Here is a 25,166-nt window from a genome sequence, read left to right as displayed (position 1 = left end):
CGGCATTCGGACGAACGAGAATCGACAGAAAGGACGACGGCCTTGCACTCACCCCCTTGACGGTCGAGCGATTAGACGACCCGCTTCGCGGGAGGGTCGCCTGGTTCTGAGGTGACGCGTATTCATAGGCCTTGAGCAGGTAAAGCCTGCGATTTGACCATGGAGTTCCCTTCAACGAGAGGAACTTGCCACGGCTACCTTGTCGACCGATGCTCCGATCACGCCGCTTCGCAGCGCATGCAGCAAGACATGCTGATGCGGGCTTGGGACCCCATAGGCAGCAGGATGCCGGGCGGCGGCATCGCGCCGGACGGATCACGCTGGATATCGTCGCGGCCGGCCTTCGTTCTTCCAGTCAGAGTACTGGCCAACTTGTTCCGCCGTCTGTTCCTGACCCGGCTGGTCGCGCTGCACGACGCCGGTCGGCTCGCCTTCTTCGGATCGGCGGCGCACCTGGCCGACCATCAGGCCTTCCTGCGTCATCTGAAGCGCCGGTCAACAGGATGCTATGTGCACGTTGCCGTGGCGCCGGTCGTCACGCACACCAATCCCGTCGGAAGCAACGCTACAGGCTCTGCGACCTGGCCCGGAAGCCGCTTCCACGACATGCCCAATGCGGGGTTCGCGACAAGCGCTGGCACCCCCGAGGCACAAATCCCCATAGGCAATCGTCCGCGGCCCGCGGGTTCCTGCATGAGAGACTTTCGTACGCCTGACGCCACCAGAAACGCTTCACCAAGTCAGTCATTGCTGCGGACTTCGCCATCGCCGAAAAGCGGACATTGCCGAGGACTACGCTGCAGGTCGAGGTTGCTCCATCTCCTGCTATTCACAGCTCTCGATGATCTAAGCTAACCGGACGCGGTCTGGCCGTCTCTCAATGACGGGCTGGAAAGCGTGTCAGCTTGTTTTGCTTGGTTCTTTCGATTTAGGATACAATTTCGGAAGCAATTCTGCATTTCCTTGAAGGACCTAAAGCCGAGGCGCGGTGCGAGGCGGGATAAGGTTGTCGGGGACACTCCGCATCGGCGCGCGATCGCGGCGGCATTCTCGAAAGCCACGTAGTCCGGCTGCGCAAACATCACCCGGGCGACAGTTTCCAACTTCGTGGGAAGTACGAGCTCCTTTTTCGCAATCAGCATTTTGAGTTCGGCGAGCGTTGGCACCGGACTGTCGCGAGATACGACTTGTCTACCGCCCGCTCGTGAGGAATCAGATAGCCCCACACGCATGGTTCTCACTGTTTGGCTGCTTGCATGAACATGTCGAACTCGGCATCCCCAATCGGAACAGTATGCTCGTCACCGGGATACCTACCGGAATCGACGTCTGCCTTGTATTCCCTGAAGGCGACAAGGCGCTCGTCCTGGATCTTCTGCAGTTCAGGGCCAAGGTGTCGGTAAACCTTTCCGTGTCGCGGCGTGTGGTTCTTGCCGTAACCACACACATCTTCCGTGAAGAGGTACTGCGCATCCGCATACTTGCCAGCGCCCATGCCAAGCATGACAAGCGATGAGTTTTCAGCCAAGAATTTCGCGACCCGATCGGGCACGACTTCCAGTTCCGCTCCGAAGACGCCGATCTCCGCAAGTTTCTGGGTGTGTCGCCAGAGGCGCATCGCTTCGTCCGCGGTCTTGCCGACTGCGCGCCAGCCCGTCCAGGTGATGTATGACGGGATTAAGCCGATATGGCCAACGACAGGGATGTAGTTGTCGCAAAGTGCCTTCTGGATGTCGTAAGACGCCGCACAATAAAAGGCGTCACCACCAATGCCAGCGAAGTGGAAGGCTGCACGCAGATAATCCTCTGCTGTCGCCAGCGGGCGGCCAGCAAAGCTGCCCCAGCTGCCATATGGCAGGCCGACCTGTACGAAACAGTCGCCCGCTGCCTGCCGCATATCCGAATCGAAAAATCGACCCTCGATGGAAAGTATATGAATGCCTGCTGCGGCAGCGGCACCTGCCTCGTCGGGCGTGCTGACGAAGAGCATGGAGATTTTCTGTCCATTCTTCTTCATCTTTCGGATGTCCTCGACATGAGGACGGTTGTGATACATGCCCATAATCAGCCTCCGCTGCAGTTCAGGCGACCTTGAAAATGAGTCTGCGAGCGGTGTTCGGATCGGAAAGCATAGTCGGATAGCTTGCCGCGCTTGATCATAACGCCCAAACCCGCATCGCACCTATGATGACCGTTCCCGGCATAGCTCACACCGTAAAAGCCCGCCGAAAAGCGTCCAACGCCGCTTCCGGATCGTTTTGGGCAAACGCCTCCAAACCCACCGGCCCGCGGTATCCCATGTCGAATAGAGCTCTCGCGATGTACCGCCAGTTCATCTCGCCCGTTCCCGGCTCGCAACGACCCGGGTTGTCAGCCACCTGCACCTCGCCGATGAACGGCAGGCACTTCTCGCACCAGCGCACAATATCGCCCTCGCCGATTTGAGTGTGATAGAGGTCGAGATTGATACGCAATTGCGGTCTGTTGATCGACGACACCAATGCCAGCACTGCTGCCGTCGAGCCGAATGGGCAGCCGGGGTGGTCAAGCCGGTTCAGATTCTCGAGCGTGAAGGTTACATCTTCGGCCTCGGCCATGTCACAGATGCGGTTTAACGTGTCCCGCGCCTTGAGCCACATCGGGCCAGTCTCGACGTCAGTTTTTACAATAGGAATGCCGCCCTCGCCGAGACCGGTGCCATGCAGGTTCAACCGAGCAACTCCGAGGCGCTTTCCGACCTTCGCGGTCTCGAGCGCCGATTTTAAGAGAATGTCGGCCCCCTCATCATCGGCGAGCCTTCCGTCGAGATAGCCGTTCATGATTGTGAAAGTCGCGCCCGTCTTCTCGAGCTCCTCGAGGTCATGGTCCGGCCAATTCCACAATCCGATGCCGAAACCCATCTCATGCAAGCGCGCGACGCGCCAAGCAATTGGGCGATCAAGCCAAAGCATCTCGGCGCAGGCGGCCAGCTGGAAGGGTTGGCCCATGATGGCTCAAGCCTCGATCATGACGCGGCCATTCTCGACCTTCGTCTTGTAAGTCTTGAGGTTCTCGCAGGCCGGTGGCGTCTCTACTTCGCCGGTCGTGAAGTCGAAAACGGAAGCGTGCTTGGGGCATTCCACCGTATTGGCCATGACGAGGCCGTCAGCGAGGTGAATCTTCTCGTGCGTGCAAAGCCCGTCTGTGCAGTAGTATTCATTCGCGTCGTTGCGGAAAATCGCGAAGGTGCGGCCGCCATGATCGAAGCGTTTGGCTTCTTCGGCTTCTATTTCGTTGGCGGCACAGGCGTTGATCCAGGGCATGGTGTCTTCCTTCAGATGGCTTGCGGTTTGAAGTCGGCAGGGGCGGACGGCATGACGCCTTGGAGTAGCGCAACGGACTTTTCGAGCCCGTCGAGCGAGTTCAAAAGGACATCCTCATGCTCGATCGAGAGCCAACCATCGTAGCCAGCCATCTTCAGGCGATAGCAGAATTGCCGCCACCACTCCTCGCCGTGGCCGAAGCCCAGCGTGATGTAGCTCCAGGATCGCGCCGGAATATTCATCAGGCTGCCGTTTTCCAATAGAGAGGTCGTCGCCTGCACCGGGCCGTTCAGCATCGTATCCTTGGCATGAACGTGGTAGACCGCCTCGCCCAACGACTGAGCCGCCGCCAGGGGATCAGCGCCCATCCAAAAGAGGTGCGAGGGATCTAGGTTGGCGCCTACGACCGGGCCGACCGCCTGCCGCAATTTCAAGAGCGAGGGCACGTTGTAGACGCACTGGTTGCCGTGGAGTTCCAGCGCAATGCGCTCCACGCCATTCTCCTGAGCCAGCGCCACGATGTCGGTCCAGAAGGGGATTATCTTCTCTTCCCATTGATATTTCAGGATGGTCTGCGTTTCCGGGGGCCACGACGAGACGACCCAGTTAGGCATGGCGTCGGAAGCTTTGCCGCCAGGAAGGCCACTCATGGTGCACACGGTCCGGATGCCCATTTCCCCGGCCACGCGAATCGTATCTTTCAACCCCTGACCCTGGGCTGGGTCGGTTGGATGCAGCGGATTGCCGTTTGCATTGAGGCTGATGATTTCCAACCCGCGCTCCTCAAACGCATTGATGAAGCGCTTCTGGCCTTCCTTATCGCCCAGTAGGGACGAGAGCGGGAAATGCGGTGCGGTGGACCAGCCGCAGGTGTTCACCTCGACGCCATCGACGCCCATGCGCTTGGCATGGTCCAGCATCGTCTCGAAGGGAAGGTCGCCTAGACTGTCGGAAACGAAACCCAATTTCATGCATAAAACTCCGGCTTTTCGATCATTTGCACGGACACGTTGCGCCCTTCGTTCAGCGCCTTCACGCCCGCCTCGGCAACGGTGGCAGCGCAGTAGCCGTCCCAGCAATCGGCGGCGGTGCCGGGGAACTCGCCGGTAGTTACGAAACGAAGGAAGTCGCGATTCTGCCTGCGGTAGGCGTCGGCGTAGCGGGTCCGCCAGTCTGCATCGTAGCCCGTGCTCTGGGCGAGCGCCGAATCTAAGCGGGTGTAGGCGACATTGTTCATCGCCACAGCACCCTGCTCGCCAATAAGCTCGGCGCGCACGTCGTAGCCATATGCGGCATTGTTGTTGATCTCGATGTTGACGAGTTGGCCGTCAACTGTCTGGAGCACCATGAAGACTGGCGCGACAAGTGCATCGGAGCGCTTCGGCTGGAAGGCCGAGATTGAAGCGTATTCAGTGTCGAGTACGTAGCGCACCACGTCGAATTCGTGCGGGGCGGAATTGGTGATGGCCATGGCGCCGGTGAAATCGGCCGCTGGCGTTTCAACGTTGCGGTGGAAATTGTGCATCATCAGCGGCCGTCCAAGCCGGCCACCTGATAGAGCACGTTTCATTTCCTGGTAGGAGCGGTCGTAGCGGCGCATGAAGCCGATCTGGACGAACTTCGCACCCGCCTTCTGTTCAGCCTCCATCACTGCGACACATTGGGCGGACGATGGAGAAAGAGGCTTTTCGCACAGCACGCGTTTGCCGGCCGCGATACAAGCCTGCGACAACGGCGCATGCGTGAAATCGGGGCTCGCGATGATCACCGCATCCACGTCGTGCCGTGCGATGACGCCTTCGGGGTTGGTGGAGATGTCGGAGGCGCCAAGGGCATTGGCGACCGCTCGGGCACGCGCCTCGTCCCTGTCGCACACCAGCTGGAGCGTGGCGCCGGGGAGGTCCTCGGCGACTATTTTAGCATGGTCTGCGCCCATTAGGCCGGCGCCAATCACGGCAATGCGGGTTGTCATGTATTCTTCTGCCTTTTTTCTGAGTTAACGGCCGCCGACCCTGGCAATCCTAAGGCGTCGGTTGATGTGGAGGCGGCGGATGCCGCGCTTGCTGAGGGAAGCCTATCGACTCGTTCGCTCCTCAACTACTTCCAGAGGCGGCGGATGGCCTTCGTGCTCATCCATATAATTTTCGATCTCGGCTTCGAGGTCGGCCATGGTCTCGCCGCCGGCCATCAGGTCGGTGATCTCCTCTCGTGTCTTTTCGTGCTTGCGGAAATCCGCGGCGATGGCACCGCGGATGAGCACGGCGAAATGGTCGCCCACAGCCATCGCGTGCATCACCTGGTGGGTAATGAAGATGACCGCGAGTCCGCGGCGCTTGGCTTCGTTGACGATGCGAAGCACGTGTGCCGCCTGCTTGACGCCGAGCGCCGCGGTTGGCTCATCGAGGATGAGGACGCGGGCCCCGAAATGAACGGCGCGTGCAATAGCCAGGGACTGACGTTCGCCGCCCGACAGGCCGCCGACCAGCCGGTCGCCATCGTCGATGCGCGTGATGCCGAAATCTTGCACCGCTTTGACCGCGATTTCGTTGGCGCGCTTACGGTCGTAGAACTTGAACGGGCCCCAGCCCTTCGTTGGCTCCAATCCCACGAAGAAAGACCGGCCTATGCTCATTAGCGGGAAAGTGCCCCCGAATTGGTGCACCGTGGCAATGCCGCGCTCTTGCGCATCACTTGGCCCGTTGAAGCTAATCGGCTGGCCGTCCATCAAGATTTGGCCGCTGGTGGGCATGAAGACGCCCGCTAGCGTCTTGATCAGGGTGGATTTGCCGGCACCGTTATCGCCCAACAGGCACAACACCTCACCTTGGCGCACTTCCAATGAAATGTCGTGCAGCACGTCGATCGCGCCGAAGGACTTGTTGATGTTCTTCAGTTCGAGAATGGCAGGTTTGTCGCTCATGACGCGTTCAGCCCTTTTTCGCGGGATTGGCCTTCAATTTCATAAACTTCTCTCAGTGCTTGGCGGCACCTCCGGCGGGCTTCGCGCCCCTCCGGGGTCTGTACGACAGGGCTAACTCGCGGAAGGACTGGTTCATCAGCACAGCCACCAGGAGCATCACACCGATGATCAAGTTCGACCAGTTGCGGTCAATCTGGGTAAAATAGATTCCCTGACTCACAATGGCGAACGTGACTGTACCGACGAAGATGCCGATCACCGAGCCGAAGCCGCCGGTGAGAAGCACGCCGCCCACCACCACAGACACGATCGCATTGAAGATGAAGCTCATTCCGCCGGAGACTTGGGCCGAATTGAACTGGATGGCTTGGCACATACCGACGAATGTGGCGCTGACGGCGGACAGCACGAACAGCGCGATGGTCATGCGGCCCGTCGGAATGCCTGCATTGCGGGCGCTTATGCGGTCGCCGCCCATGGCGAATAGCCAGTTGCCGTATCGAGTCTGATGCACGACGAAGCCGACGATCACAGCGATAATTATCCACCAGACTATGATGACCTGGTGGCTGCCGCCGATCAGTTGGCCGAACAGAAATTTGGCCCAGCCTGGCGCGGTGACCGCCACGCTGGCATTGCCGGTCAACAACACCGAGGCGCTGAGCACCACGCCCTGCATGGCGACCAGCGTGCCGAGCGTAATGATAAGCGAGGGCACGGAAGTGCGGACGGTCAGCAGGCCGTTGACGAGGCCGACCATCACGCCAACCGCGAGCGCGCCCACGATGCCGACCATCATGGGCATGCCGTAATAGCCGGTGAGGATGGCGGTGGTCATTGAGCCCGCTGGGATCAACGCACCGATGGAGATATCGAGTTCACCCGAGATCATCAGGAGGCCGAGAGGAATGGCGACAATGCCGAGATTGGCGGCGAAGTTGACCCAGCTGGCCGCACCGACGAGGGTCCGAAGGTCGACACCGCCAAAAATGACGAAGAACAGTACGACACCGACCAGGCTGAGGATCGAGCCCGCATCGGGGCGGCGCAGAAAAGCCTTGATTGCATCAGTCATGGCTGTCCCTCACGCCTTCTTCGCCGAATAGCTGAGAGCCAGCTGCCGGAAGGTGTCGTTGGTGAGCACCGCGATCAGCAAAAGTGCGCCGATGATGATGCTTCCCATGTTAGGATCGATACCGGTGAAGTAGATTCCCTGGTTGACGACTGAGAAGGTGATCGTGCCGAACACGATGCCGACGATTGAGCCGAAGCCGCCGGTAAGCAGCACGCCCCCTATAACCACGCACATAATGGAATTGAAGATGAAGGACCCGCCTGCCAGAACCTGCGCGCTTTGGTAGACCATCACCTGGCTGACCCCGACGAAAGCGGCGCTAAAGCCGCTGAACATGAACAGGCCGATTGTAAGCCGGTTGGTAGGAATACCGACGTTGCGCGCGCTTACCTTGTCACCGCCGAGTGCATAGATCCAGTTGCCAACCGGCGAGACGTGCAGCATCCAGAATGCGCTGACGATGAAGGCCAGCCACCAGAGAATTGTGACTTGGAACATGCCGCCGAGATACTGGCCAAGGATCGCCTTGGTGAGAGCGTCCGGCACCAACGATACACCGGTGCTGCCGGCGATCATGACGGTGAGGCCAAGCGTGAGGCCCATCGTGCCGAGCATGGTCCCTATGGTAATGATGAGGGACGGGATGATGGTTCGCGTCACAAACAAGCCATTGATGAATCCGACGGCGAGGCCCATCCCGAGCGCAGCCAAGATGCCGAGCCAATCTGGTAGGCCATAGTGGCCGGAGATGATGGCGGCGGTCAGAGAGGCGGCGGGAATGATAGCGCCAACCGATATGTCCAGTTCGCCGGCAATCATCAGCAATCCTATCGGAAGGGCGATAATGCCGATCTCAGCCGCGACGTTGAGCCAGCTGGCCGTACCGGCTGCTGACAGAAAGCCACTGCCACCGAAAAGTCCGAAGAAGAGGAAGACTGCGGCCATGCCGAGGAACGAGCCCGCCTCGGGCCGGCGCGCCAGACGGCCGAGCGCCAGTGCATGACGAGCGGGCTCTGACGTTGGGGCTGCGGGAGATATCACTGGATGCGCCGTCATAATGGATCCGCTAGCAAGCGGGCGGCCGAACGCGGTCGCCACATTACAGGGATGGAAGGGCCGCTCGCTTCTTCGCGAGCGGCCTTGGTTGAGGACTTAGCGCGTCCCAGCCTTCACGCCCGCAATGGTGGCCTCGACAGTGCTCTTGTCGATTATGCCGGGGCCGGTGAGAATTTCGCGGGTCGGCACGGTCAGGCCGTAGTTCACCTTGCCATTCAGAATCGCGACGGCGAGGTAGCCCTGCAGGTATCCCTGCTGGTCGATGGCGCAGGCCTGTTTTCCCTCCTTCACGTTATTCAGGATGGTCTCGTCGAAGTTTATGCCGCAGAGCTGAACCTTGCCGTCTTTCCCGGACTGCGTGATGCCGTTCATGGCGGAGTTGGCGTCAACGTTGCCGATGGTGAACACGGCGTTCACGTCCTGATGTTGCAGCAGATAGGCCTTTACCGCCTGGGCCACAGCTGTAGCCGAGCCGAAGGACGTGGCGGGCAAGGGCAGGACGTCGGCTTCGCCGCCGCCATTCTTCATCCCTTCTTTGAAGCCACCACAGTAAGCCTCGATATTGGCCGCACCCGGGAGGGTGTTAATGCAGACGCCTTTCTTGCTGCCGGCCTTGGCGAGATACTCGCCGCCGGCGACGCCGCCTTTGTAGTCGTCAGAGCCAACATAGTTCATGGCGCCGAGGCGATCGGCCGCTTTCAACCCGCCGGCATTGTAAATCACTAGGGGAATGCCAGCATCCACGACTGCCTTGAACGCAGGGTCCATCGCTTCCGGCACCCAGTCTGGACCGACAATGGCGTCGGCCTTCTGGTCGATTGCCTGGCGGATCAGTTCGGCGGCGTCCACGCCCAGATTGTCGTAGTTCTGGGGCCCGAGCCAGGTGACCTTGCCACCCTGGGCTTCGACCACCTTGCCCGCGTCTTCGGCGCCGCGTTTGACGATTGACCAGAACGGGTCGTCCGGCTTGCCGCCGATGACGAAGATGTTGGCGGCAAGCGTCGCGCCAGTGCTAAATGCTGTCAGCACCGTTGCCGACACGAGTGTCTTGAATAACGTCACAGTCGTCCTCCCAGGTTTCACCCGCCTCGCGGGTGTTGAAATTAAGTTCTACTGTCCCGCCCGCCCGCTCCTCTCAGGCACATGCGGGACGGTGTCGTTCCGTCACTCTGCCGGCATGTCAGAGGCCGCGCCGCGGGCTTCCTGCTTGGCGCGCCGCCTTTCCTTCTTTTTGAGGAAGCGCGTCTTCATCGCGTCGTCGGCTTCCTTGCTACCGTCGTGCCAAGTACCGAACAGCTTATCGAGGGGCACGAGGCCATCACCGCCGTAGTTCACCTCGAAGTACTTATGGTGCAGGTAATGCACGTAGGAATGGCTATCGAGATTCATCTTGTCGGTGAGTTCGAATGTCTCGAAGCCAAGATGGCCGTTGACTGCGCCGAAACCGGCGCCGTGCAGCGTGAAATAGGCACAGACCGGGTTGGATGGGATCAATAAGTGCAGCCAAGCCTCGGCATGGTACAGGAAACCCTCGACCGGATGCATGGACAGAGACGACCACGGGCTCGGGTTGATCGAGTTGTGGTGGACCGAATGCACCCATTTATAAAGGGGTGGCCAATGGATCGCGCGATGCAGCAGAAAGAAATAAACCTCGTGCACAAACGGTCCGATCAACACCAGGAAGGACAAGTAGAGCCAATTGGTTGTCCAGGGCAGCCAGGCCGCCCAGCTGTTGGCATAGACCCACAGCATCATGATCTCGACCACGGTCCACAGCGGGATGGTCACAAAGAAAGACCGCAGGAAATTGTCTAGGTTCTGGCGCTGGAACCAGAAAACGTCGGACGGCACATCAGACGGAAATTTCGCATTGTATTTGAAGCGCGTCCCCTGCCGGCGATGAACGTAGTAGCGCAGCTCGAAGAAACCATAAAACAGGAAAATGCCGGCGGCGTTCAGACCGTATAGCCAGAAATAGTTGAGTAGCGACAAGCTTGCGAGGCTCTGCCAGCTCGGGATGAGCAGGTTGACCCAAAGGATCGCTGTGGCGATGTGGAAAGCGTTCCATGGCCAAAAAAAATCGGGAATCCAGGCAACCACCTTTTTTGCATTGAACGGACGATGCCACAACGGCGCCGGCTCTGCACGGCGGTGCGGTGCCCAATTGCCGCGTTTGTCGCGTGTTCCATACTGAAGGTCATCCATCGTAACAGCACCTCCTTGCCCGGATCAGTCGTGTGCTTGCGGGTCCAGTCGCCCCGGGGCTCATCATCAAATTGAGCCCTAGCTCGGCACGTTTTATATCGGAGGGTTGATATTTGTAGAAGTCGAAAATAATATCAAAATGACATTTGTATCATTTAGCTTCAATCATGATGATACAAAAGAGGGTTAACATTCATGAAACGGCCGACAATTCGCGATCTCGCTACCGCGGCAGGCGTATCTACAGCGACTGTAAACAGAATTCTGAGTGGGACCGTTTCCGTACGCCCGAAAACCGTTCAACGCGTCCAAAGCGCGGCGGAAGAAATAGGGTTTTACGCTATCGGAGCGATTGATAACCGGGCCCGTCAGCTATCGCCCCAGTACCGATTAGGTTTCCTGCTCCAGCAGTCCACCCGCGACCTCTACCAGCTGTTCGGGAAGAAAATCGTCGCCGCCTGTCGCGATCGTCGGGACGAGGTGATTGAACCTGTCGTCGACTTTGTGGATCTGCTGACGCCAGAGACTATCTCGAGCCGCCTCATCGCGCTCGGCGACGCATGCGATGCCGTCGCGGTGGTCGCCGCAGATCACCCGATCATTGGTCAGGCCATCCGTTCATTGAAGGAGATGGGGAAACCAGTCGTTTCTTACATTACGGACCAATCAGCGCCGGAACGGGCGGCGTATGTGGGCACCGACAACTGGAAACTGGGGCGCACTGCAGCCTTCCTGATTACCCAAACGACCCATGGTCCTGGTCGCATTGCGGTTTTCATAGGGAATCATCGGTATCAATGCCAAGACGTCGCAGACGCTAGCTTTCGCTCCTACTTGCGCGAGCACGCTCCAAGGCTCACGGTGGAGGAAAGTCGCCCCACCCACGAGGAATCGAGCGAGGCTTACCGAATGGTGGCCGAGTTGCTGAAGGCGACTGACGATCTTGTGGGAATTCTGATCGTCGGCGGCGGAATAACCGGTGTACTTCGCGCACTGAGGGAGGTTCCTTCCGAAAGGCGGTCGGGGATCAAGTTGGTTTGCCGTGACATTGGCCCCGAGACCCGAAAGGGATTATCTGAAGGGTTGATCACCGCAGCCCTTTGTCATCCGCTGGAGGCGATCTCTGCACTTCTTGTGCAGACAATGATTGATGTCATGGGACCACAAGCACCGTTCGCTACGCTTCAGCGGTCCATACCTTTCGAAATAGTCACGCCGGAGAATATTTGAGACAAATATCTCGGCGGATGAATCAGGAGATCCCTCGGGATAGCTCAACCGGTGCAAGCTTCAGACTGCCAATTCGCGCTTCCAGCAGTGAACGCGCAAATGCGCATCCCGACCCCGACCGTATCGATCCGTCAAGCGGTCGACCGCAATGCTTCGCCGCCGAGGTCGCGGTAAAGAATGATAGGCCCAGCAACTGTCAGATCGCCAACGTTGGCAAAGCATCGTCAGCTAGCGGTCAGCGTCAGCCATCAACTTTGTGATCTGAACGGCACCAAAGGCTCCTTTTCGACGAGCCGCCGTCGTACGACATACCTTGCCTAGACACAGGTTGTGAAAACGCGTGATAAGGTCGGCCCGCGCTAGACTCAAAGATGGCCCGGGGCACCAGAAGATGGCACACCGCATGTGCAACGCAATGCTTGGCTTCGCGGCGCTTGCTTTAGCCGCGTGCCAATCGGCTCCTGAAACGCCGCAACCCGCCACTCTCGAACCTGCGTTAGAACCTGATAGTATTCCTTCACAACCTGCCTTGGATCCTGGCGCTGTTCCTTCCGGCTCAGCGATCTTAGATCAATCCGTGGCGGTCACTCCCCCTGGCAAGGGCGTTCCAACAAAGTATGCTGCTTTTTCGGGTCTATGGGCCGGACAATTGGACGGGATGTATGACGCCAAACTTGCCGTTCAGACGATTTCTTCCAATGGAAAGGTGACGGTCACCTATGCGTGGGGAAATCTGGGCGACAACTATCCGGGAGAGGCCGCCGGCGCTGGAAGAATTGTAGGGAGCACGTTGAAGCTTGAGCGCTTACCGAATGGCGCGGACGTCAGTTTTGTCATGCGGCCCGACGGGGCCCTGGCCGGAACCGTTACGCTTGCCGGCCAGACCTACACGGGCGCGTTCCTCAAGCAATAATCAAAGACGCATCTGAAGGGCTATGCAGAGGGCCAGGCGACTGTTCCATATTGCAGTTGCCTGTTGTTACCGGAGTGGAGGGCCGTTCAAGGCCCAAACTGGTCGTCTACGACACTGGCGGACATCTTCTGGTTGGACGGCAGCAGGATGTTCGCATCGCAGTTCGCAGGTTCCTAGCTGGCGCCGGCCTCATCTCGTCATCCGACAGACCAAGACGGTGATACAACATCCGCTTGGGGCAGTACCGCTTCACAGCTCGTTCGTTGCTGTCGCCGATCGAAGGAACAATCGCACGGGGAGGGGCAGCGCATCATGCCGGCGCTCGCCTTCGTAGCCGGTTGTGAGCTAAAAGATTGATATGATCCGGGACTAACCGTTTCATAGCCTAGGCGCGGCTCCGATTTGTCTTTCGGGACCGCGCTGGAGACAGTTCCGGTTGAACGGCAATCCAAATCTGTTCCCCTCTTTTTCTTGACCGTGCCTGACAAGTCGGGGCAGGCTGACGTGACTTCTGTTCTGACCACCATCTTCTTCTCGTGCGCAACGGTGGCGGTGGATCCGGCAATCACAATTGCTGCACAAATAATCGTCAATCTCATTGCATTTCCCCCTTAGAGCGCACCGCAAAAAATGTCGTCGGCTGTCTTGAGACAGTGGCGGAGACGGTACTCGCGCTTGGCCGGTCGATGCGGCTTCCGGCTTGATAAGATTGTAATTACATTAGCTACAGCGCAAGTAATCATTTCGGACTAGGAACGGGCTCACGCGCCTACCACGTTGAAAGCCCTTCGATGGAAAGCGGCTGAGCTGCGGCGAAAAGGGGGGCGTTTCAGCCTTTTCCGTCATGCTCCGCTAGGGGGCCGACGGTGCCAAGACCTATAACGCCATAGAGGGCTCGGACGGCCCATCGGCCTCGCCGTCGATCTGCCGCGCTGAGGTCGAGCCGTGCATGAATGCGCCGAAGATGCTGCGCCCCATGCCGGCAATGCCGTGGCCGAGGAACCAGAGCCGGTAAAGAAGGAAGGCATGCCCATGGTCACCACGACGCGAGAGGTGCGGCCGCGAAGCAGCGTCTTGGTAAATCCGCCACCCTTGCCCGGATAGGCCACCGCGGCCACGCCGACGACAAAATCGACGCTGATTGTCAATCTAACCCGCCGCGATCAAGACCGTGCTTTCTGGCGACCAGCTCAGCACGACGTCCTGACCTTCCGCCAGCCTGCCAGCGCCGGTGTTCTGCACAATCACCTTGAGCGTCTGGCCGGCACGCTCGACAAAGTAAGTGCTGCTATTTCCGGCGAAGATGCGTTTGGACACTTGCCCTCGCAGCACATTCGTGTTGGCCGCATCCGGAGCCTCGGCATCAATGAAGATGCGGAGGCGTTCGGGCCGCACGGCGCAGCTTGCCTTGGCGCCAGCGGCAAGCTTGGCACCCGCGCCAGCGGCAATCGCTGTGCCGTCCGGCAGTCGGATGCCGTTGCCCGTGCTGTCGCCGCGAAGGATGTTGGCGTCGCCCAGGAAAGTGGCGGCAAACTCGCTCTTCGGCCGATCGTAGATCTCCTCGGGCGAGCCTTCCTGCACCAGCTTGCCATCGCGCAGAATGCCGATGCGGTCGCTCATCGTCAGCGCTTCTTCCTGGTCGTGGGTGACGAAGATGGTGGTGATGCCGATCTCGCGCTGGATGCGCTTGAGCTCGATCTGCATGTCGACGCGCAGCGCCTTGTCCAGCGCGCCGAGTGGCTCGTCAAGCAACAGCACGCGCGGCCGGATGACGATCGCGCGAGCGAGCGCAACCCGTTGGCGCTGGCCGCCGGACAGCTGGTGCGGCCGGCGGCCGCCGAGCCTGCCGAGTTGCACGAGGTCGAGTGCGCGCTGTACCTCGCTGGCAATCACCGCCTTGGGCTCGCCGCGCACCGACAGGCCAAAGGCGACATTGCCGGCAACGCTCATGTTGGGAAACAGGGCGTAGTTCTGGAACACCATGCCGATGCGCCGTTTTTCGACTGGCACCCGTTCGACGCTCTCACCACCTATGGTGATGCGGCCGGAATCGGGAAAGTCGAAGCCCGCGATTTGTCGCAGCAGCGTGGTCTTGCCGCTGCCTGACGGCCCGAGCAGGGCATAGAAGCCGCCATCGGCGAAATCGATAGACACATCGTCCAGCGCTTTATGGGCACCGAAAGCGCGCGACACGTTCGCTACTTGGACGCCAGCCATTACTTCTCTCCGCCGAATTTGAAGGAGCGCGCCGTCAGCAGCATCAGTGCCATCGACACGACAATGATGATTGTCGAGACTGCATTGATCTCTGGTGTGAATCCCTTGCGGATCGCGGCGTAGATTTCGACCGGCAGCGTCGTCTGACCGGGCGTCGACAGGAAGTAGGATACGACGAACTGGTCGAAGGACACGGCGAAGGCGAACAGCCCTCCGGCGATGACGCCCGGCATGATCCAGGGCAGCGTGACGCGGTTCGTCACTTGCCATTGATTGGCGCCGAGCGAGCGCGCCGCCTCTTCCAACTCGGGCGCGAAGGTCTGCAGTCGCGCCGACACCACGACGATGACATAGGGCAGTGCAAGCGCGACGTGCCCGAGCAGGATGGCGAACAGGCCGCGCCCAATGCCGACGCCGAAGAAGAAGATCAGCATCGCCGTGCCGGTTATCAGCCACGGAATGGCGATTGGCGGAAACAGCAGCGCCTGCAGGAATTTCTTGCCGCGAAACTCATAACGGTAGAGCGCCAGTGACGCGGCCGAGCCAAGCACCACGCAGATGATGGTGGTGATGACAGCGATCTCGAGGCTGTTCCAGGTTGCTGAGATGAGCTGGTCGTTCTGCCACAGCGAAGCATACCATTCCGTCGTCCATTCGAACGGCAGCTGGTAGAAGGGCGAAACGTTGAAAGACATTAGAGCCATGATGATGATGGGCAGATAGAGGAAGGCAAGCAATAGCCAGATGTAGAGGCGGCCGAGCCATTCGAGGACCCGTGTCGTCGCCATCACGTAGCCCTCCTCAGCACCGGCGAGGCAACCGCCAGGATGACCAGCACGACGGCCAGCAGGATGAAGGAGAGCGCAGCACCCAGCGGCCAGTTGAACACGGCGACGAACTGGTCCTCGATGACAGTGCCGTAAAAGGTGCCGATACGGCCGCCAAGGATGCGCGGCTCCATGAACGAGCCAACGACCGGGACGAAGATGAGCGCTGCGCCCGCCACTAGCCCCGGCATCGACAGCGGAATGATGACCCGCTTCAGCACCTGCACCCGCGAGGCGCCGAGCGAGCGCCCGGCCTCGATCAGCGAGTCATCGATGGCCTGCAGGGTCAAGTAGCAGGTCAGCACCATGTAAGGCACGTAGGAGTGCACCAGCCCGATGATGACGGCCGGATAAGAATACATCAGGTCGATGTTGATCTTGAACGGCAGCACGGCGTTGAGCGCGGTGTCGAGAATGCCTCCTTCACGCAGCACCATCGCCCAGGAGAAGATGCGCACCAGCCCGTTCGACCAGAACGGCAGGATGACGAGCAGGAAAATCGCCTCTCGGCTGCGGCCTTTCAGCACCTTGGCCAGCACATAAGCGGCGGGATAACCGATGACGATGCACCACAGCGTCACCTCGAGGCCGAGGCGCAGCGAGGCCAAAAGCAATGTCAGATAAAGGCTTTGTGAAAAGAAGGCGGCATAGTTTTCAAGCGTGAATGCCCACGGCTTTCCCGACAGCGGCAGGTCGGTCATGAAGGAGAAGAAGACCATGGCTGAGAGCGGCAGGAAGATCGCAACCGTCAGCCAGAGATAGGCAGGCGCCAGCAGCGGCAAGGCCGATCTCAATCCGCTGCGCGACGCGGCCGCAACCTGTGCTGCCATGACATCCTCCTCCCAGGATGGGGAAGCATCAGCCGACATGTTTGGTCGGCTGATCCCGGCTTCTGCTGTTACTTCACGTCGACCTTGAGCTGCTGCCAGAGCGACAGATAGGTTTCGCGCTGGGCGTCTGTGATCGGCGCCTGGAACTGAATGCGCTTGGCGACTGCCGGGTCACCCATCACCTTGCGGTTGAACGCATCCCCGGGAAGTGCTTCTACAGCCTTGGTGTTGGCGGATACCGGGGCTCCGACCTTGGTGACCCATTCGACATAGAACTTCGGGTCGATCATGTAGTTGATGAAGGCTTGCGCCCCGGCGACGTTCTTGGAACCAACCGGAATGGAAAAGGCGTCAAGCCAGGCGACGGCACCCTCCTGGGGAATGACCAGCGAGACCGGCAGCTTGAAATGCGTCTTGGCGCGGTCGGCCGAGCCGCTCCAATAGGTGCCGATGTCGATCTGGTTGGAGGCAACCATCTGGTTCCAGTCGTTCTCCGAGCTCCAGAACGTCTTGATCTGCGGCATCAGCGAGGTCAGCTTCGCCTTGACCGCCTCCATGTCCTTGACGTCGTTGATGTTCTGGCCGGTAGCGATGGCGCCGAACTGCACGGCCTCGACGGCATCGTCACGGATGGTAACGCGGCCCTTGTGGGCGGGATCCCACATTTCGGCGATGCTCGTCGGCGGCTTATCGAAGGATTTTTCATTGATGGCGAGCGCCGTCAGCCCCCAGACCCACGGCACGCCATAGACCTTGCCGTCATGGACGAGCATCGGCGATCCGGCCTTGTCCTTGCTGATGTCGGGAAAGTTCGGCAGCTTGGACGTGTCGATCGGCTGGATCAGCTTTTCCGCCATCGCCTGGTCGTTGAAGGCGGCGTTGATCATAACGACATCGTAAAGGCCGGGATTGGTCCTGAGCTTGGTCAGCATCTCCTGTTCGGAATTGAAAAAATCGTTGACGACCTTGTTGCCGGTCGCCTTCTCGAAGGCTTCGATGGCCCACGGCTCGTCGGCGCCGTAGCCCTTCCAGTTGAGTACGTGCACCTCGTCGGCCTTGGCGGCAAATGCGAGTGCGGAGGTGAAGACGGCGGTCGCCGTCAGCAGGGCAGTCAAGTCGGGCATGCGCATGTTCGTTCCTCTCTGTGTTTGCCCGCTTCCCGGGCTTTGTCAGGCTGTCGGGCGTTTGGCCTCTTGCTTCCGGCCATGGAGGCCGATCGGCGGACCGCCGGCATGGCTTAGGAATGTCTGGATCTCGTGGTCGGTCGGCGCTGATGAACCACCGTGGCGGGTGACGGAAATGGCCGCCGCCGCATTGGCGTAGCGCGCTGCTTCAAAAGGCGGCACGCCGCGCGCCAGCGCACTCACGAAAGCGCCGATATGGGTGTCGCCGGCGCCATTGGTGTCGATGGCGTCGACCTTGAAGCCGGCACTCGTTTGCGCCGAGCCATCGGCCAGCCGTATGTGGCAGCCTTTCGCTCCGGCGCGAATAACGACGCCGACGGCCTTCGGGGAGTGGTCGCTAAGAAGCCGTGACGCGAGTGTCTCGACGCCGCCCGGACCGGCAATCGCGGCCGCTTCCGTCGTGTTGCAGCTCAACCAGTTGGTGCGGGCGAGTATCCGCGACAGGATAGGGCGGGGAATGTCGACGACGACAGGTGTCGGGTCGAGGACAAGCGGTGTGTCGGCCGGAAGTGCCTCGATCCAGTCGACAAGCGCGTCTCGGCTTCCCGGATAGCTAAGCGTATAGCCGGAGGTGAACACCCAATCCCCCGGTGCGACCGAGACGGGCGCCATCATGTCAAGGCTGAGCAAGCTCTCCGCACCAGGCCACGAGACGAAGGTGCGCTCGGCATCGCTGCTGATCATGGCGACGCAATTGCCGCTGTCCATGACGGGCGATGGCGGCGTCAGTGTCTCGATCCCCTCACTGGCTAAGGCCGTGCGCAGGAAGTCGCCATTGGGTCCGCTGCCGAGCTGGCCGCCGAACACCACCTTCATGCCGGTGCGGCTGGCCGCGGCCATCATGTTGAAGCCGCCGCCGGCGACTTGCGTGTAGCTCGACGCCGTCTTCTCCGTACCCGGCGCCGGCAAGGCGTCGATGCGATAGACATAGTCGACCACCGTGCTGCCGACATGGACGAGACGCCCACTCATGCCGCCGCATCCTTGCCGGGACCGGTCCTGTCCGCACGGCGCTTGGATATACGGGCCGCAACAAGGTCGGCGGTGAGCGCGCCAACCGCCGCTATGTCGATGCCCTTGAGGTCAGCAATGCGGTTCTGAGGCAATCGGGAAAAGCCGGTGCAGGCGCCGGCCATGCCGGTCGCGATGGCGCCGATCGTATCGGTGTCGCCACCGAGATTGGCACTAATCACCGCCGCTTGCCAGGGATCACCGCCGGCGATTTCCAGCACCGCGAATGCAGCCGGAATGGACTCCTGACTGGCGACGCCGGTGCCGACCAGATCGGTGATCAGCCGGATCGCGTCCTTCGTCGCCTTGCCGCGCACAAGCTCCTGCGCCCACCCAATGCGCGCGGCAATGTCACCGCCGGTCACCCAATGGCCGAGCGTTGCTCCGCCCCTCGCCGCGGCGATGGCGCTGTCGGAAGCGGCGCGCCAGTCGCCGCCGGCGACGCCGCGGCTGACGGCCGCCGCAACGGCGGCTGCGGCCGCAATGGCAATCGAGGTGTTGTGCGTGGCCCGGCAGGTCTCGGCAACTTTGGCGACCAGCGCGTCCAGCGGCTCTGGCGGCATCATGATGCCGACCGGCGCAATGCGCATGGCCGCACCATTTGTGTCGCCGCTGCGCCCCGCTTCCTCGGCCGGCACGCCATTGTTGATGGCGTCGATGGCGCGTTTGGTCGATGGTCCCAGCAGATCGTAGCTGCCGCGCGCTTTGACGTCGCGCTCCCAGTCGAGCAGCGCGTTGACCCACCGCGTATGATCGAAGCGGTTACCGGATTCGACCAGGATACGGCCAAGCAGAAGCGCCTGTTCGGTGTCGTCGGTGATCGTTCCAGCGGGAAGCCCCTTCGACACCGGATGGTCGGCGAAAGGAGCAATGAAGCCCTCTACATGGGCGTAGAGTTCGGCAATCCGGGCCGGCGACAAAAGCTGCGTCGGCATGCCCAGCGCATCCCCCAGTGCCCCGCCGACAAGCGCCCCCATGGCCCGATCAGTCATATTCCCGGTGTTGTCGTCCGGCATCACTCAGAACCTCATATGCAGCGCAAAATGCGCCGGGTTGAGCAGGCTGGTCACATATTCGATCGGCCGGTCATCGGCGGCGCGGGTCAACCGGCGACCGCGAAGGAACGGCGTGCCTTGCGGGCAACCGAGGATTGCAGAGTCCTCGGCGTTGAGCATTTCGATGCCGACCCATTCCTCGCCATGGTCGGGAATGAGGCCCGCGCCGCGCAGCGTCTGGTGCAGCGAGCCTTCGCGCAGGCCGCGCAACGGCACATCCTCCAGTTCCGGCGATAATGGCAGGCGGCTGCGCTCGATGGAGATGGCGTGGCCGTCGCTGGCATTGGTGCGCACCCGGTCGACAGCGATGAAAAACGGGTTTTCTATACCAAGCAGTGCGGCAAGACCGGGGTCCTCGATCACCTCGAGCCGCAGCGTCCGCGTCTCGGCGTTGGCGCCGGCGTTGGCGAGCGCCCGCGACCAACCGATGGAGTCATCAACGGGCTTGCCATCGAAGGTGACGAAAGAGCCGATGCCGACTTTGGTGGTGATCAGCCCGCGGTTGGACAGTTCCTCGAGGCCTTTGCGGACGGTGTTGCGGCTGACGGAGAAACGCTGGACGAGCTTGTTCTCGCTTTGCAGCCGGTCGCCGAAGCCGAGAACACCGGAGCGGATTTCATGTTCGAGAACGGTGGCGATCTGTTCGGGTTTGCCCGTGCCGGGAGACAGTTGAACCGAGCGCCGCTTCATATGGTACCTGTTCAGTGAGCCTGTATAATCCTGTTCATATCACGGCAGGCTTGTCAACGAGTGCCGCATGGAGCAGTTCGTGATCCCGAGTCCGGTTCAACAGGACGGCATAAGGAGCGTCAGCCTAGCGCCGCCGCAGCCGAGACGCGGGATCGACCGCTCCCGTCGAGGGGCGTCGTTTAGCAGGAGCTCGCGACCAAGGTGAATTCCAGGATCGCAGTCGGATGTGGGGAAAGGATGCCACACAACGCACTAGATACGGCGCACGACGGCCGCCTCGCCATCGTTGATCTCGCGGTCGCCGCCTGGCGAGGCCGTCAAACTACTCCTGTCGAGTGAGGTGAATTACGAAGGGAAATTACCAGCCCGGACCCGCGAGAGGCAGGCGTGTCTTTCGAGAGTTGGAAAATCTTACAAGTTTCGTCGGTCTGCTGCATTCTTCTTAAACATGGCCAAGACAAGCCGCTTGCCTTCGCGCACACTGTCTTCGAGCGGCTTCGCCTTCGCCAGATGCGCCGCAATCGCGCTAGCCAGCATGCAACCCGTCCCGCGCATTGATGCGACAAGACGAGGTGCGTCGAAGCGGATTGGTTCTTGATCCGAACGCAACAGAATATCGGTTGATCGAGGTCCTGATGCGTGGCCCCCTTTGATCAGCAGGCCCGGCACGCCGGCTGCCAGCAACTTCCGTCCCAGTCTCACCGCGTCGCTCTCGTCGGCTGGCGGTTCCGCACCAACAAGGAGCGCCAGCTCGAGGAGATTGGGGGTCACAAGGCAGCAAAGCGGCATCAGATCGCGCCTCATGGCAGCGATGGCACCTGCTTCCAGAAGCCCCCGGCCGGAGCTCGAGGCCAGCACCGGATCGAGCACTGCCGGCACCTGCGGATTTTCGCGCAGCACGCCGGCAATGGCAACGACGATCTCAGCCGTTGCGAGCATGCCGATCTTAATTGCCGCCACCTTGTTGGCCTGCAGCGCGGCGCACATCTGATCGGCCACAAGATCGGGCTGCGAAGGATGGATTTCCATCACGGCTTCGTGCGTCTGCACCGTCAGCGCTGTGACAGCCAGGCAGGTGCGCACGCCAATGGAAGAGATCGTCTCGATATCACGTGCAATTCCAGCCCCACCGCTGGAGTCTGATCCGCCGACCACGAGCACATGCGGTTCTCGCCTCAGCGCCATGGCTTTGTCTTTTCGATCCATTCTCGCGTGCGCGCTTCGGGATCGGCATTCAACGTGATGTCGGTGACCACCGCCGCGCTGTCCGCACCAGCCTCGAAGACACCGTCGAGCCGGTCGGGGTTGAGGCCGCCGATGGAGACCAATGGGATCGGCGCCACCCGATACTTCCACTCGCTCATCCGCTCGAGCCCTTGCGGCGCCCATTTCATCTGCTTCAGGATGGTGGGATAGATGGGGCCGAGCGCGATATAGTCGGGCTCGGCAGCGATCGCCGTTTCCAGTTCGAGATGATCGTGCGTGCTGAGCCCGAGCTTCAATCCGGCGTACTTAATCGCCAGCAGGTCGGCCGCGGCCAAATCCTCTTGGCCGAGATGGACGAAGTCGCAGCCTTCCTCAATGGCGAGCCGCCAATAGTCGTTGACGATCAGTTGGCAACCATGGACCGCGCAGACGTCGTTCGCGCGGCGGATTTCCGTCCGCAGCGTGGTCTCGTCCCTATCCTTGATGCGCAACTGAACCAGCTTGACGCCAAGTGGCACCAGCCGTTCGATCCAGGCGGCGCTGTCGACGATCAGGTAGAAGGGATCGAGCTTCATGAGAAAACCGCCCTGCCGAATGTTGGTGTCGATGGCACCGCGACGTCGCGGGGTTCGAGCATCCCCGAGCTGAAAGCTTCTCGACCGGCCTCGACCGCCTTGCCGAACGCACACGCCATGCCGACCGGATCGGCCGCCTTGGCGACCGCTGTGTTCAGGAGCACGGCATCAAAGCCGAACTCCATGACTGTTGCCGCGTGCGATGGCCGTCCGAGACCAGCATCCACGATCAGCGGGACATCAGGGAAATGTCCGCGCATCGAGCGCAGCGCCATGATGTTGACCGGCCCGAGGGCGGAACCGATCGGTGCGCACCAGGGCATCAAGACCTTGCAGCCCGCCGCAAGCAGCCGCTCGGCGACGACAAGGTCGTCGGTAGTATACGGGAACACCGCAAAACCGTCCTCGCACAGGATGCGGGCGGCTTCGAGCAGACCGAACACGTCCGGCTGCAGCGTGTCGTGATTGCCGATCACTTCGAGCTTGATCCAGGGCGTGCCGAAGACTTCGCGCGCCATTTGTGCGGTCGTGACCGCTTCCTTGACGGAGTGGCAGCCAGCAGTGTTGGGCAGGATTCTGACACCAAGCGAGCGGATCAACGACCAGAATTTTTCGCCAGCCCTGCCGCCTGCCATTTCACGGCGCAACGAGACGGTCACCACCGAGGTGCCCGATGCCCTGACTGCATCGGCAAGGATGGCCGGCGAAGGATATTGAGCCGTGCCGAGAAGCAGGCGGGAGGGAAGCGTCGTCCCGAGAAGATCGAACATGCTAGCCTCCCTGCATGGGCGAGAGGATTTCGATCCGGTCGCCGTCGTTCAATTGGAATTCCGCCCGGCTGGCTTTGTGCACGAGGTCGTTGTTGACGGCGGTCGCGAGCCAATCGCCCTCATAGTCAAGCGCGGCAAGCAGCTCGGCCAGCGTGGTGGCGGCAACCTCATGCACTTTGCCGTTGACCATCAGTTTCATGAGCAAGCTCCACGGGTTTGTCGTGATTGAAGACAATTTCGCCCGCCAGGCGCGCCATGGCGGAGGCGAGAAGAAAGCCATGGCGATAGAGCCCGTTGATCGCGACGGTGTCTCCGCTCATTTCGACGCGCGGCAGATTGTCGGGAAAGGCTGGACGGACGCCGACGCCGGCTTCAACGATCTCGGCCTCGCCAAAGGCCGGATGGAGGGCATACGCAGCACCCAGAAGCTCCATCATCGAACGCGCCGTGACCGGTCTGGCGGACTGGCTTTCAATCATCGTCGCACCAATCATGAAACGGTGGTCGGTGCGCGGCACTGCATAGAGTGGAAAGCGCGGATGCAGCATCCTGACGGGGCGCGACAGCGAGAAGTCTGGCGTGTTTAGGATCAGCATTTCGCCGCGAACGCCGCGAAGCCTGTCATCGACGGCGGCCATCCCCGGGCAGTCGATCTGACGATCGAAACCGGAAACATGCCGGGCGTCGGTGCCGAAGTGGAATTTGACACCCATGGCTGCGAGCTTGTCATGAAGTGCTGCCATCGCCTGGCGCGGGTCGAGATGAGCCTCATCTGGGAAGAGCAGTCCGCGCCGGAAGCGGCCGGCGAGGTCGGGTTCCAGGAGCGCAATTTCGTCTTCATCGACACGCCGATGGCCCGACGTGCGGCTGGCGAAGCGGTCGAGCTCGCCGGCATCACGCGGGGGGGCCACGACAAGTGTTCCGCCTCGTGTCACCTGACCCGGCAGCACCGCATCCCACCAGTCGGCGGCGTCACGTCCAAGGTCCAGCACCGGCTGCTCGGCGCTTTCACGCTCGCACCATGGCGCCAGCATGCCGCCGGCGAACCACGACGCATTGCCTCCAAGGCCATGCCGGATCTCGGCGACAGTGACCGTCGCGCCGCGGGCGGCGAGTTCGAAGGCGGCGGTGAGGCCGGCGACGCCGGCCCCCTTTATCAGCACCTTCATGATGGCTTACCTGGCTGAGGCGTGAGCGGTGCGCCGGTCTCGTCCGCTGGCACGTAGAGATCGCCGCCCTCGCGGTATTTCGCCGCCATCGCCGCCATGCCCTCTTTCTGTGCCTCGGCGCGGATGTCGTGAGAGATGCGCATCGAGCAGAATTTCGGTCCGCACATCGAGCAGAAATGCGCCAGCTTGTGCGCCTCCTTGGGCAAGGTCTGGTCGTGGAAGGACCGTGCGGTTTCGGGGTCGAGCGACAGGTTGAACTGGTCCTCCCAGCGGAACTCGAAGCGCGCGCGGGAAAGGGCGTCATCCCTGACTTTCGCCGCCGGGTGGCCCTTCGCCAGGTCGGCCGCGTGCGCTGCGATCTTGTAGGTGATCACGCCGGTCTTGACGTCATCGCGGTCGGGAAGGCCGAGATGCTCCTTGGGCGTGACGTAGCAGAGCATGGCCGTTCCGAACCAGCCGATCATCGCCGCGCCGATGCCGGAAGTGATGTGGTCGTAGCCCGGCGCGATGTCGGTCGTCAGCGGTCCAAGCGTATAGAACGGCGCCTCGCCACAGACGGCGAGCTGCTTGTCCATGTTCGCCTTGATCTTGTGCATCGGCACGTGGCCGGGCCCCTCGATCATCACCTGGCAATCTTTCGCCCAGGCGATCTGCGTCAGCTCGCCGAGCGTTTCCAGCTCGGCGAATTGCGCCGCGTCGTTGGCATCGGCAATCGAGCCGGGACGAAGGCCGTCGCCGAGCGAAAAGGACACATCATAGGCGCGGCAGATGTCGCAGATTTCAGCGAAATGCTCGTAGAGGAAGCTCTCCCGGTGATGGTGCAGGCACCATTTGGCCATGATGGAGCCGCCGCGCGAGACGATACCCGTGACCCGGTCAACGGTCAGCGGGATGTAGTGCAGCCGCACGCCGGCATGGATGGTGAAAT

General features: G+C 60.9%; 25 protein-coding genes and 1 pseudogene. 3 read left to right on the top strand and 23 right to left on the bottom strand.

Annotated elements, in window-relative coordinates; genetic code table 11:
• Positions 1–285: 285 nt before the first annotated feature.
• Positions 286–486: pseudogene (locus NKI16_RS31550) on the top strand (transposase); the annotation flags it as partial.
• 751 nt (positions 487–1,237) lie between these two features.
• Here the strand turns inward: NKI16_RS31550 and NKI16_RS31545 are convergent.
• From NKI16_RS31545 to NKI16_RS31500, 10 genes are all read right to left on the bottom strand, one after another.
• Positions 1,238–2,062, bottom strand: coding sequence for a 3-methyl-2-oxobutanoate hydroxymethyltransferase (locus NKI16_RS31545; protein WP_352905231.1), 825 nt, complete (start codon positions 2,060–2,062; stop codon positions 1,238–1,240).
• Between the two features lie 145 nt (positions 2,063–2,207).
• Positions 2,208–2,987: a TIM barrel protein gene (locus NKI16_RS31540; RefSeq protein ID WP_352905230.1), complete on the bottom strand. Its 780-nt coding sequence runs from the start codon at positions 2,985–2,987 to the stop codon at positions 2,208–2,210.
• Between the two features lie 6 nt (positions 2,988–2,993).
• Positions 2,994–3,302: a MocE family 2Fe-2S type ferredoxin gene (locus tag NKI16_RS31535; RefSeq protein ID WP_023674304.1), complete on the bottom strand. Its 309-nt coding sequence runs from the start codon at positions 3,300–3,302 to the stop codon at positions 2,994–2,996.
• A gap of 11 nt (positions 3,303–3,313) precedes the next feature.
• Positions 3,314–4,273, bottom strand: coding sequence for a sugar phosphate isomerase/epimerase family protein (locus tag NKI16_RS31530; protein ID WP_352698350.1), 960 nt, complete (start codon positions 4,271–4,273; stop codon positions 3,314–3,316).
• Entirely contained in the window at positions 4,270–5,274 is a 1,005-nt protein-coding gene (locus tag NKI16_RS31525) for a Gfo/Idh/MocA family oxidoreductase (protein WP_352905229.1), read from the bottom strand. Before NKI16_RS31525 ends, NKI16_RS31530 begins: the two co-directional genes overlap by 4 nt.
• Before the next feature lie 102 nt (positions 5,275–5,376).
• On the bottom strand, positions 5,377–6,222 hold the full coding sequence (locus tag NKI16_RS31520) for an ATP-binding cassette domain-containing protein (RefSeq protein WP_352457196.1): 846 nt from the start codon (positions 6,220–6,222) through the stop codon (positions 5,377–5,379).
• Between the two features lie 52 nt (positions 6,223–6,274).
• Entirely contained in the window at positions 6,275–7,297 is a 1,023-nt protein-coding gene (locus tag NKI16_RS31515; protein ID WP_023674309.1) for an ABC transporter permease, read from the bottom strand.
• Positions 7,298–7,306: 9 nt separating this feature from the next.
• On the bottom strand, positions 7,307–8,242 hold the full coding sequence (locus NKI16_RS31510) for an ABC transporter permease (RefSeq protein WP_352924449.1): 936 nt from the start codon (positions 8,240–8,242) through the stop codon (positions 7,307–7,309).
• A 207-nt stretch (positions 8,243–8,449) separates the two neighbouring features.
• On the bottom strand, positions 8,450–9,415 hold the full coding sequence (locus NKI16_RS31505; protein WP_031211128.1) for a sugar ABC transporter substrate-binding protein: 966 nt from the start codon (positions 9,413–9,415) through the stop codon (positions 8,450–8,452).
• A gap of 102 nt (positions 9,416–9,517) precedes the next feature.
• Positions 9,518–10,561: a sterol desaturase family protein gene (locus NKI16_RS31500; RefSeq protein ID WP_352635153.1), complete on the bottom strand. Its 1,044-nt coding sequence runs from the start codon at positions 10,559–10,561 to the stop codon at positions 9,518–9,520.
• A gap of 195 nt (positions 10,562–10,756) precedes the next feature.
• On the opposite strand from NKI16_RS31500, the gene NKI16_RS31495 reads away from it, so the two are divergent.
• Together NKI16_RS31495 and NKI16_RS31490 are read left to right on the top strand one after the other, a co-directional pair.
• Positions 10,757–11,791: a LacI family DNA-binding transcriptional regulator gene (locus NKI16_RS31495; protein WP_352905228.1), complete on the top strand. Its 1,035-nt coding sequence runs from the start codon at positions 10,757–10,759 to the stop codon at positions 11,789–11,791.
• Positions 11,792–12,182: 391 nt separating this feature from the next.
• Complete coding sequence (locus tag NKI16_RS31490; RefSeq protein WP_352635151.1) at positions 12,183–12,704, top strand: hypothetical protein; 522 nt, start codon at positions 12,183–12,185, stop codon at positions 12,702–12,704.
• Positions 12,705–13,853: 1,149 nt separating this feature from the next.
• Here NKI16_RS31490 and NKI16_RS31485 read toward each other — a convergent pair.
• From NKI16_RS31485 to thiC, 13 genes are all read right to left on the bottom strand, one after another.
• Positions 13,854–14,921, bottom strand: coding sequence for an ABC transporter ATP-binding protein (locus tag NKI16_RS31485; RefSeq protein WP_352905226.1), 1,068 nt, complete (start codon positions 14,919–14,921; stop codon positions 13,854–13,856).
• Positions 14,921–15,709 (bottom strand): ABC transporter permease, encoded by a 789-nt coding sequence (locus NKI16_RS31480; RefSeq protein ID WP_352905225.1) that lies wholly within the window; start codon positions 15,707–15,709, stop codon positions 14,921–14,923. The genes NKI16_RS31485 and NKI16_RS31480 overlap by 1 nt, the downstream gene beginning before the upstream one ends.
• Entirely contained in the window at positions 15,709–16,578 is an 870-nt protein-coding gene (locus NKI16_RS31475; protein WP_352905224.1) for an ABC transporter permease, read from the bottom strand. Before NKI16_RS31475 ends, NKI16_RS31480 begins: the two co-directional genes overlap by 1 nt.
• Before the next feature lie 68 nt (positions 16,579–16,646).
• On the bottom strand, positions 16,647–17,708 hold the full coding sequence (locus NKI16_RS31470; RefSeq protein WP_352905223.1) for an ABC transporter substrate-binding protein: 1,062 nt from the start codon (positions 17,706–17,708) through the stop codon (positions 16,647–16,649).
• Between the two features lie 39 nt (positions 17,709–17,747).
• Positions 17,748–18,734 (bottom strand): PfkB family carbohydrate kinase, encoded by a 987-nt coding sequence (locus NKI16_RS31465; protein ID WP_023674321.1) that lies wholly within the window; start codon positions 18,732–18,734, stop codon positions 17,748–17,750.
• Positions 18,731–19,765: an ADP-ribosylglycohydrolase family protein gene (locus tag NKI16_RS31460; RefSeq protein ID WP_352644415.1), complete on the bottom strand. Its 1,035-nt coding sequence runs from the start codon at positions 19,763–19,765 to the stop codon at positions 18,731–18,733. The genes NKI16_RS31465 and NKI16_RS31460 overlap by 4 nt, the downstream gene beginning before the upstream one ends.
• 27 nt (positions 19,766–19,792) lie before the next feature.
• Positions 19,793–20,518: a GntR family transcriptional regulator gene (locus NKI16_RS31455; protein ID WP_023679209.1), complete on the bottom strand. Its 726-nt coding sequence runs from the start codon at positions 20,516–20,518 to the stop codon at positions 19,793–19,795.
• Between the two features lie 411 nt (positions 20,519–20,929).
• Complete coding sequence (locus NKI16_RS31450; protein ID WP_023679208.1) at positions 20,930–21,703, bottom strand: hydroxymethylpyrimidine/phosphomethylpyrimidine kinase; 774 nt, start codon at positions 21,701–21,703, stop codon at positions 20,930–20,932.
• Positions 21,694–22,299 (bottom strand): thiamine phosphate synthase, encoded by a 606-nt coding sequence (locus NKI16_RS31445; protein WP_023679207.1) that lies wholly within the window; start codon positions 22,297–22,299, stop codon positions 21,694–21,696. The genes NKI16_RS31450 and NKI16_RS31445 overlap by 10 nt, the downstream gene beginning before the upstream one ends.
• Positions 22,296–23,069 carry a thiazole synthase gene (locus NKI16_RS31440; protein ID WP_023679206.1) on the bottom strand — a complete coding sequence of 258 codons (774 nt, stop codon included), beginning with the start codon at positions 23,067–23,069 and terminating at the stop codon, positions 22,296–22,298. The genes NKI16_RS31445 and NKI16_RS31440 overlap by 4 nt, the downstream gene beginning before the upstream one ends.
• A 1-nt stretch (position 23,070) precedes the next feature.
• Positions 23,071–23,268 carry a sulfur carrier protein ThiS gene (thiS, locus tag NKI16_RS31435; RefSeq protein ID WP_023679205.1) on the bottom strand — a complete coding sequence of 66 codons (198 nt, stop codon included), beginning with the start codon at positions 23,266–23,268 and terminating at the stop codon, positions 23,071–23,073.
• A complete protein-coding gene (gene thiO, locus NKI16_RS31430; protein WP_023679204.1) occupies positions 23,237–24,238 on the bottom strand; it encodes a glycine oxidase ThiO in 1,002 nt (333 codons plus the stop codon). Before thiO ends, thiS begins: the two co-directional genes overlap by 32 nt.
• Positions 24,235–25,166, bottom strand: a 932-nt coding sequence (gene thiC / locus NKI16_RS31425; RefSeq protein ID WP_352924446.1) for a phosphomethylpyrimidine synthase ThiC, incomplete at its 5' end; no start/stop codon positions are given. The genes thiC and thiO, both read right to left, overlap by 4 nt.

Origin of the sequence: Mesorhizobium sp. M0698, from assembly GCF_040320455.1 — a bacterium.
Taxonomy (GTDB): domain Bacteria; phylum Pseudomonadota; class Alphaproteobacteria; order Rhizobiales; family Rhizobiaceae; genus Mesorhizobium.
The sequence above is the reverse complement of the archived record's forward strand: the minus strand, read 5'-3'. Positions and strand labels throughout refer to the sequence as shown.

Coding starts and splice junctions, on each gene's coding strand:
- NKI16_RS31545 (WP_352905231.1), bottom strand. CDS start 2,062: ATGGGCATGTATCACAACCGTCCTCATGTCGAGGACATCCGAAAGATG.
- NKI16_RS31540 (WP_352905230.1), bottom strand. CDS start 2,987: ATGGGCCAACCCTTCCAGCTGGCCGCCTGCGCCGAGATGCTTTGGCTT.
- NKI16_RS31535 (WP_023674304.1), bottom strand. CDS start 3,302: ATGCCCTGGATCAACGCCTGTGCCGCCAACGAAATAGAAGCCGAAGAA.
- NKI16_RS31530 (WP_352698350.1), bottom strand. CDS start 4,273: ATGAAATTGGGTTTCGTTTCCGACAGTCTAGGCGACCTTCCCTTCGAG.
- NKI16_RS31525 (WP_352905229.1), bottom strand. CDS start 5,274: ATGACAACCCGCATTGCCGTGATTGGCGCCGGCCTAATGGGCGCAGAC.
- NKI16_RS31520 (WP_352457196.1), bottom strand. CDS start 6,222: ATGAGCGACAAACCTGCCATTCTCGAACTGAAGAACATCAACAAGTCC.
- NKI16_RS31515 (WP_023674309.1), bottom strand. CDS start 7,297: ATGACTGATGCAATCAAGGCTTTTCTGCGCCGCCCCGATGCGGGCTCG.
- NKI16_RS31510 (WP_352924449.1), bottom strand. CDS start 8,242: ATGGCCGCAGTCTTCCTCTTCTTCGGACTTTTCGGTGGCAGTGGCTTT.
- NKI16_RS31500 (WP_352635153.1), bottom strand. CDS start 10,561: ATGGATGACCTTCAGTATGGAACACGCGACAAACGCGGCAATTGGGCA.
- NKI16_RS31495 (WP_352905228.1), top strand. CDS start 10,757: ATGAAACGGCCGACAATTCGCGATCTCGCTACCGCGGCAGGCGTATCT.
- NKI16_RS31490 (WP_352635151.1), top strand. CDS start 12,183: ATGGCACACCGCATGTGCAACGCAATGCTTGGCTTCGCGGCGCTTGCT.
- NKI16_RS31485 (WP_352905226.1), bottom strand. CDS start 14,921: ATGGCTGGCGTCCAAGTAGCGAACGTGTCGCGCGCTTTCGGTGCCCAT.
- NKI16_RS31480 (WP_352905225.1), bottom strand. CDS start 15,709: ATGGCGACGACACGGGTCCTCGAATGGCTCGGCCGCCTCTACATCTGG.
- NKI16_RS31475 (WP_352905224.1), bottom strand. CDS start 16,578: ATGGCAGCACAGGTTGCGGCCGCGTCGCGCAGCGGATTGAGATCGGCC.
- NKI16_RS31470 (WP_352905223.1), bottom strand. CDS start 17,708: ATGCGCATGCCCGACTTGACTGCCCTGCTGACGGCGACCGCCGTCTTC.
- NKI16_RS31465 (WP_023674321.1), bottom strand. CDS start 18,734: ATGAGTGGGCGTCTCGTCCATGTCGGCAGCACGGTGGTCGACTATGTC.
- NKI16_RS31460 (WP_352644415.1), bottom strand. CDS start 19,765: ATGACTGATCGGGCCATGGGGGCGCTTGTCGGCGGGGCACTGGGGGAT.
- NKI16_RS31455 (WP_023679209.1), bottom strand. CDS start 20,518: ATGAAGCGGCGCTCGGTTCAACTGTCTCCCGGCACGGGCAAACCCGAA.
- NKI16_RS31450 (WP_023679208.1), bottom strand. CDS start 21,703: ATGGCGCTGAGGCGAGAACCGCATGTGCTCGTGGTCGGCGGATCAGAC.
- NKI16_RS31445 (WP_023679207.1), bottom strand. CDS start 22,299: ATGAAGCTCGATCCCTTCTACCTGATCGTCGACAGCGCCGCCTGGATC.
- NKI16_RS31440 (WP_023679206.1), bottom strand. CDS start 23,069: ATGTTCGATCTTCTCGGGACGACGCTTCCCTCCCGCCTGCTTCTCGGC.
- thiS (WP_023679205.1), bottom strand. CDS start 23,268: ATGAAACTGATGGTCAACGGCAAAGTGCATGAGGTTGCCGCCACCACG.
- thiO (WP_023679204.1), bottom strand. CDS start 24,238: ATGAAGGTGCTGATAAAGGGGGCCGGCGTCGCCGGCCTCACCGCCGCC.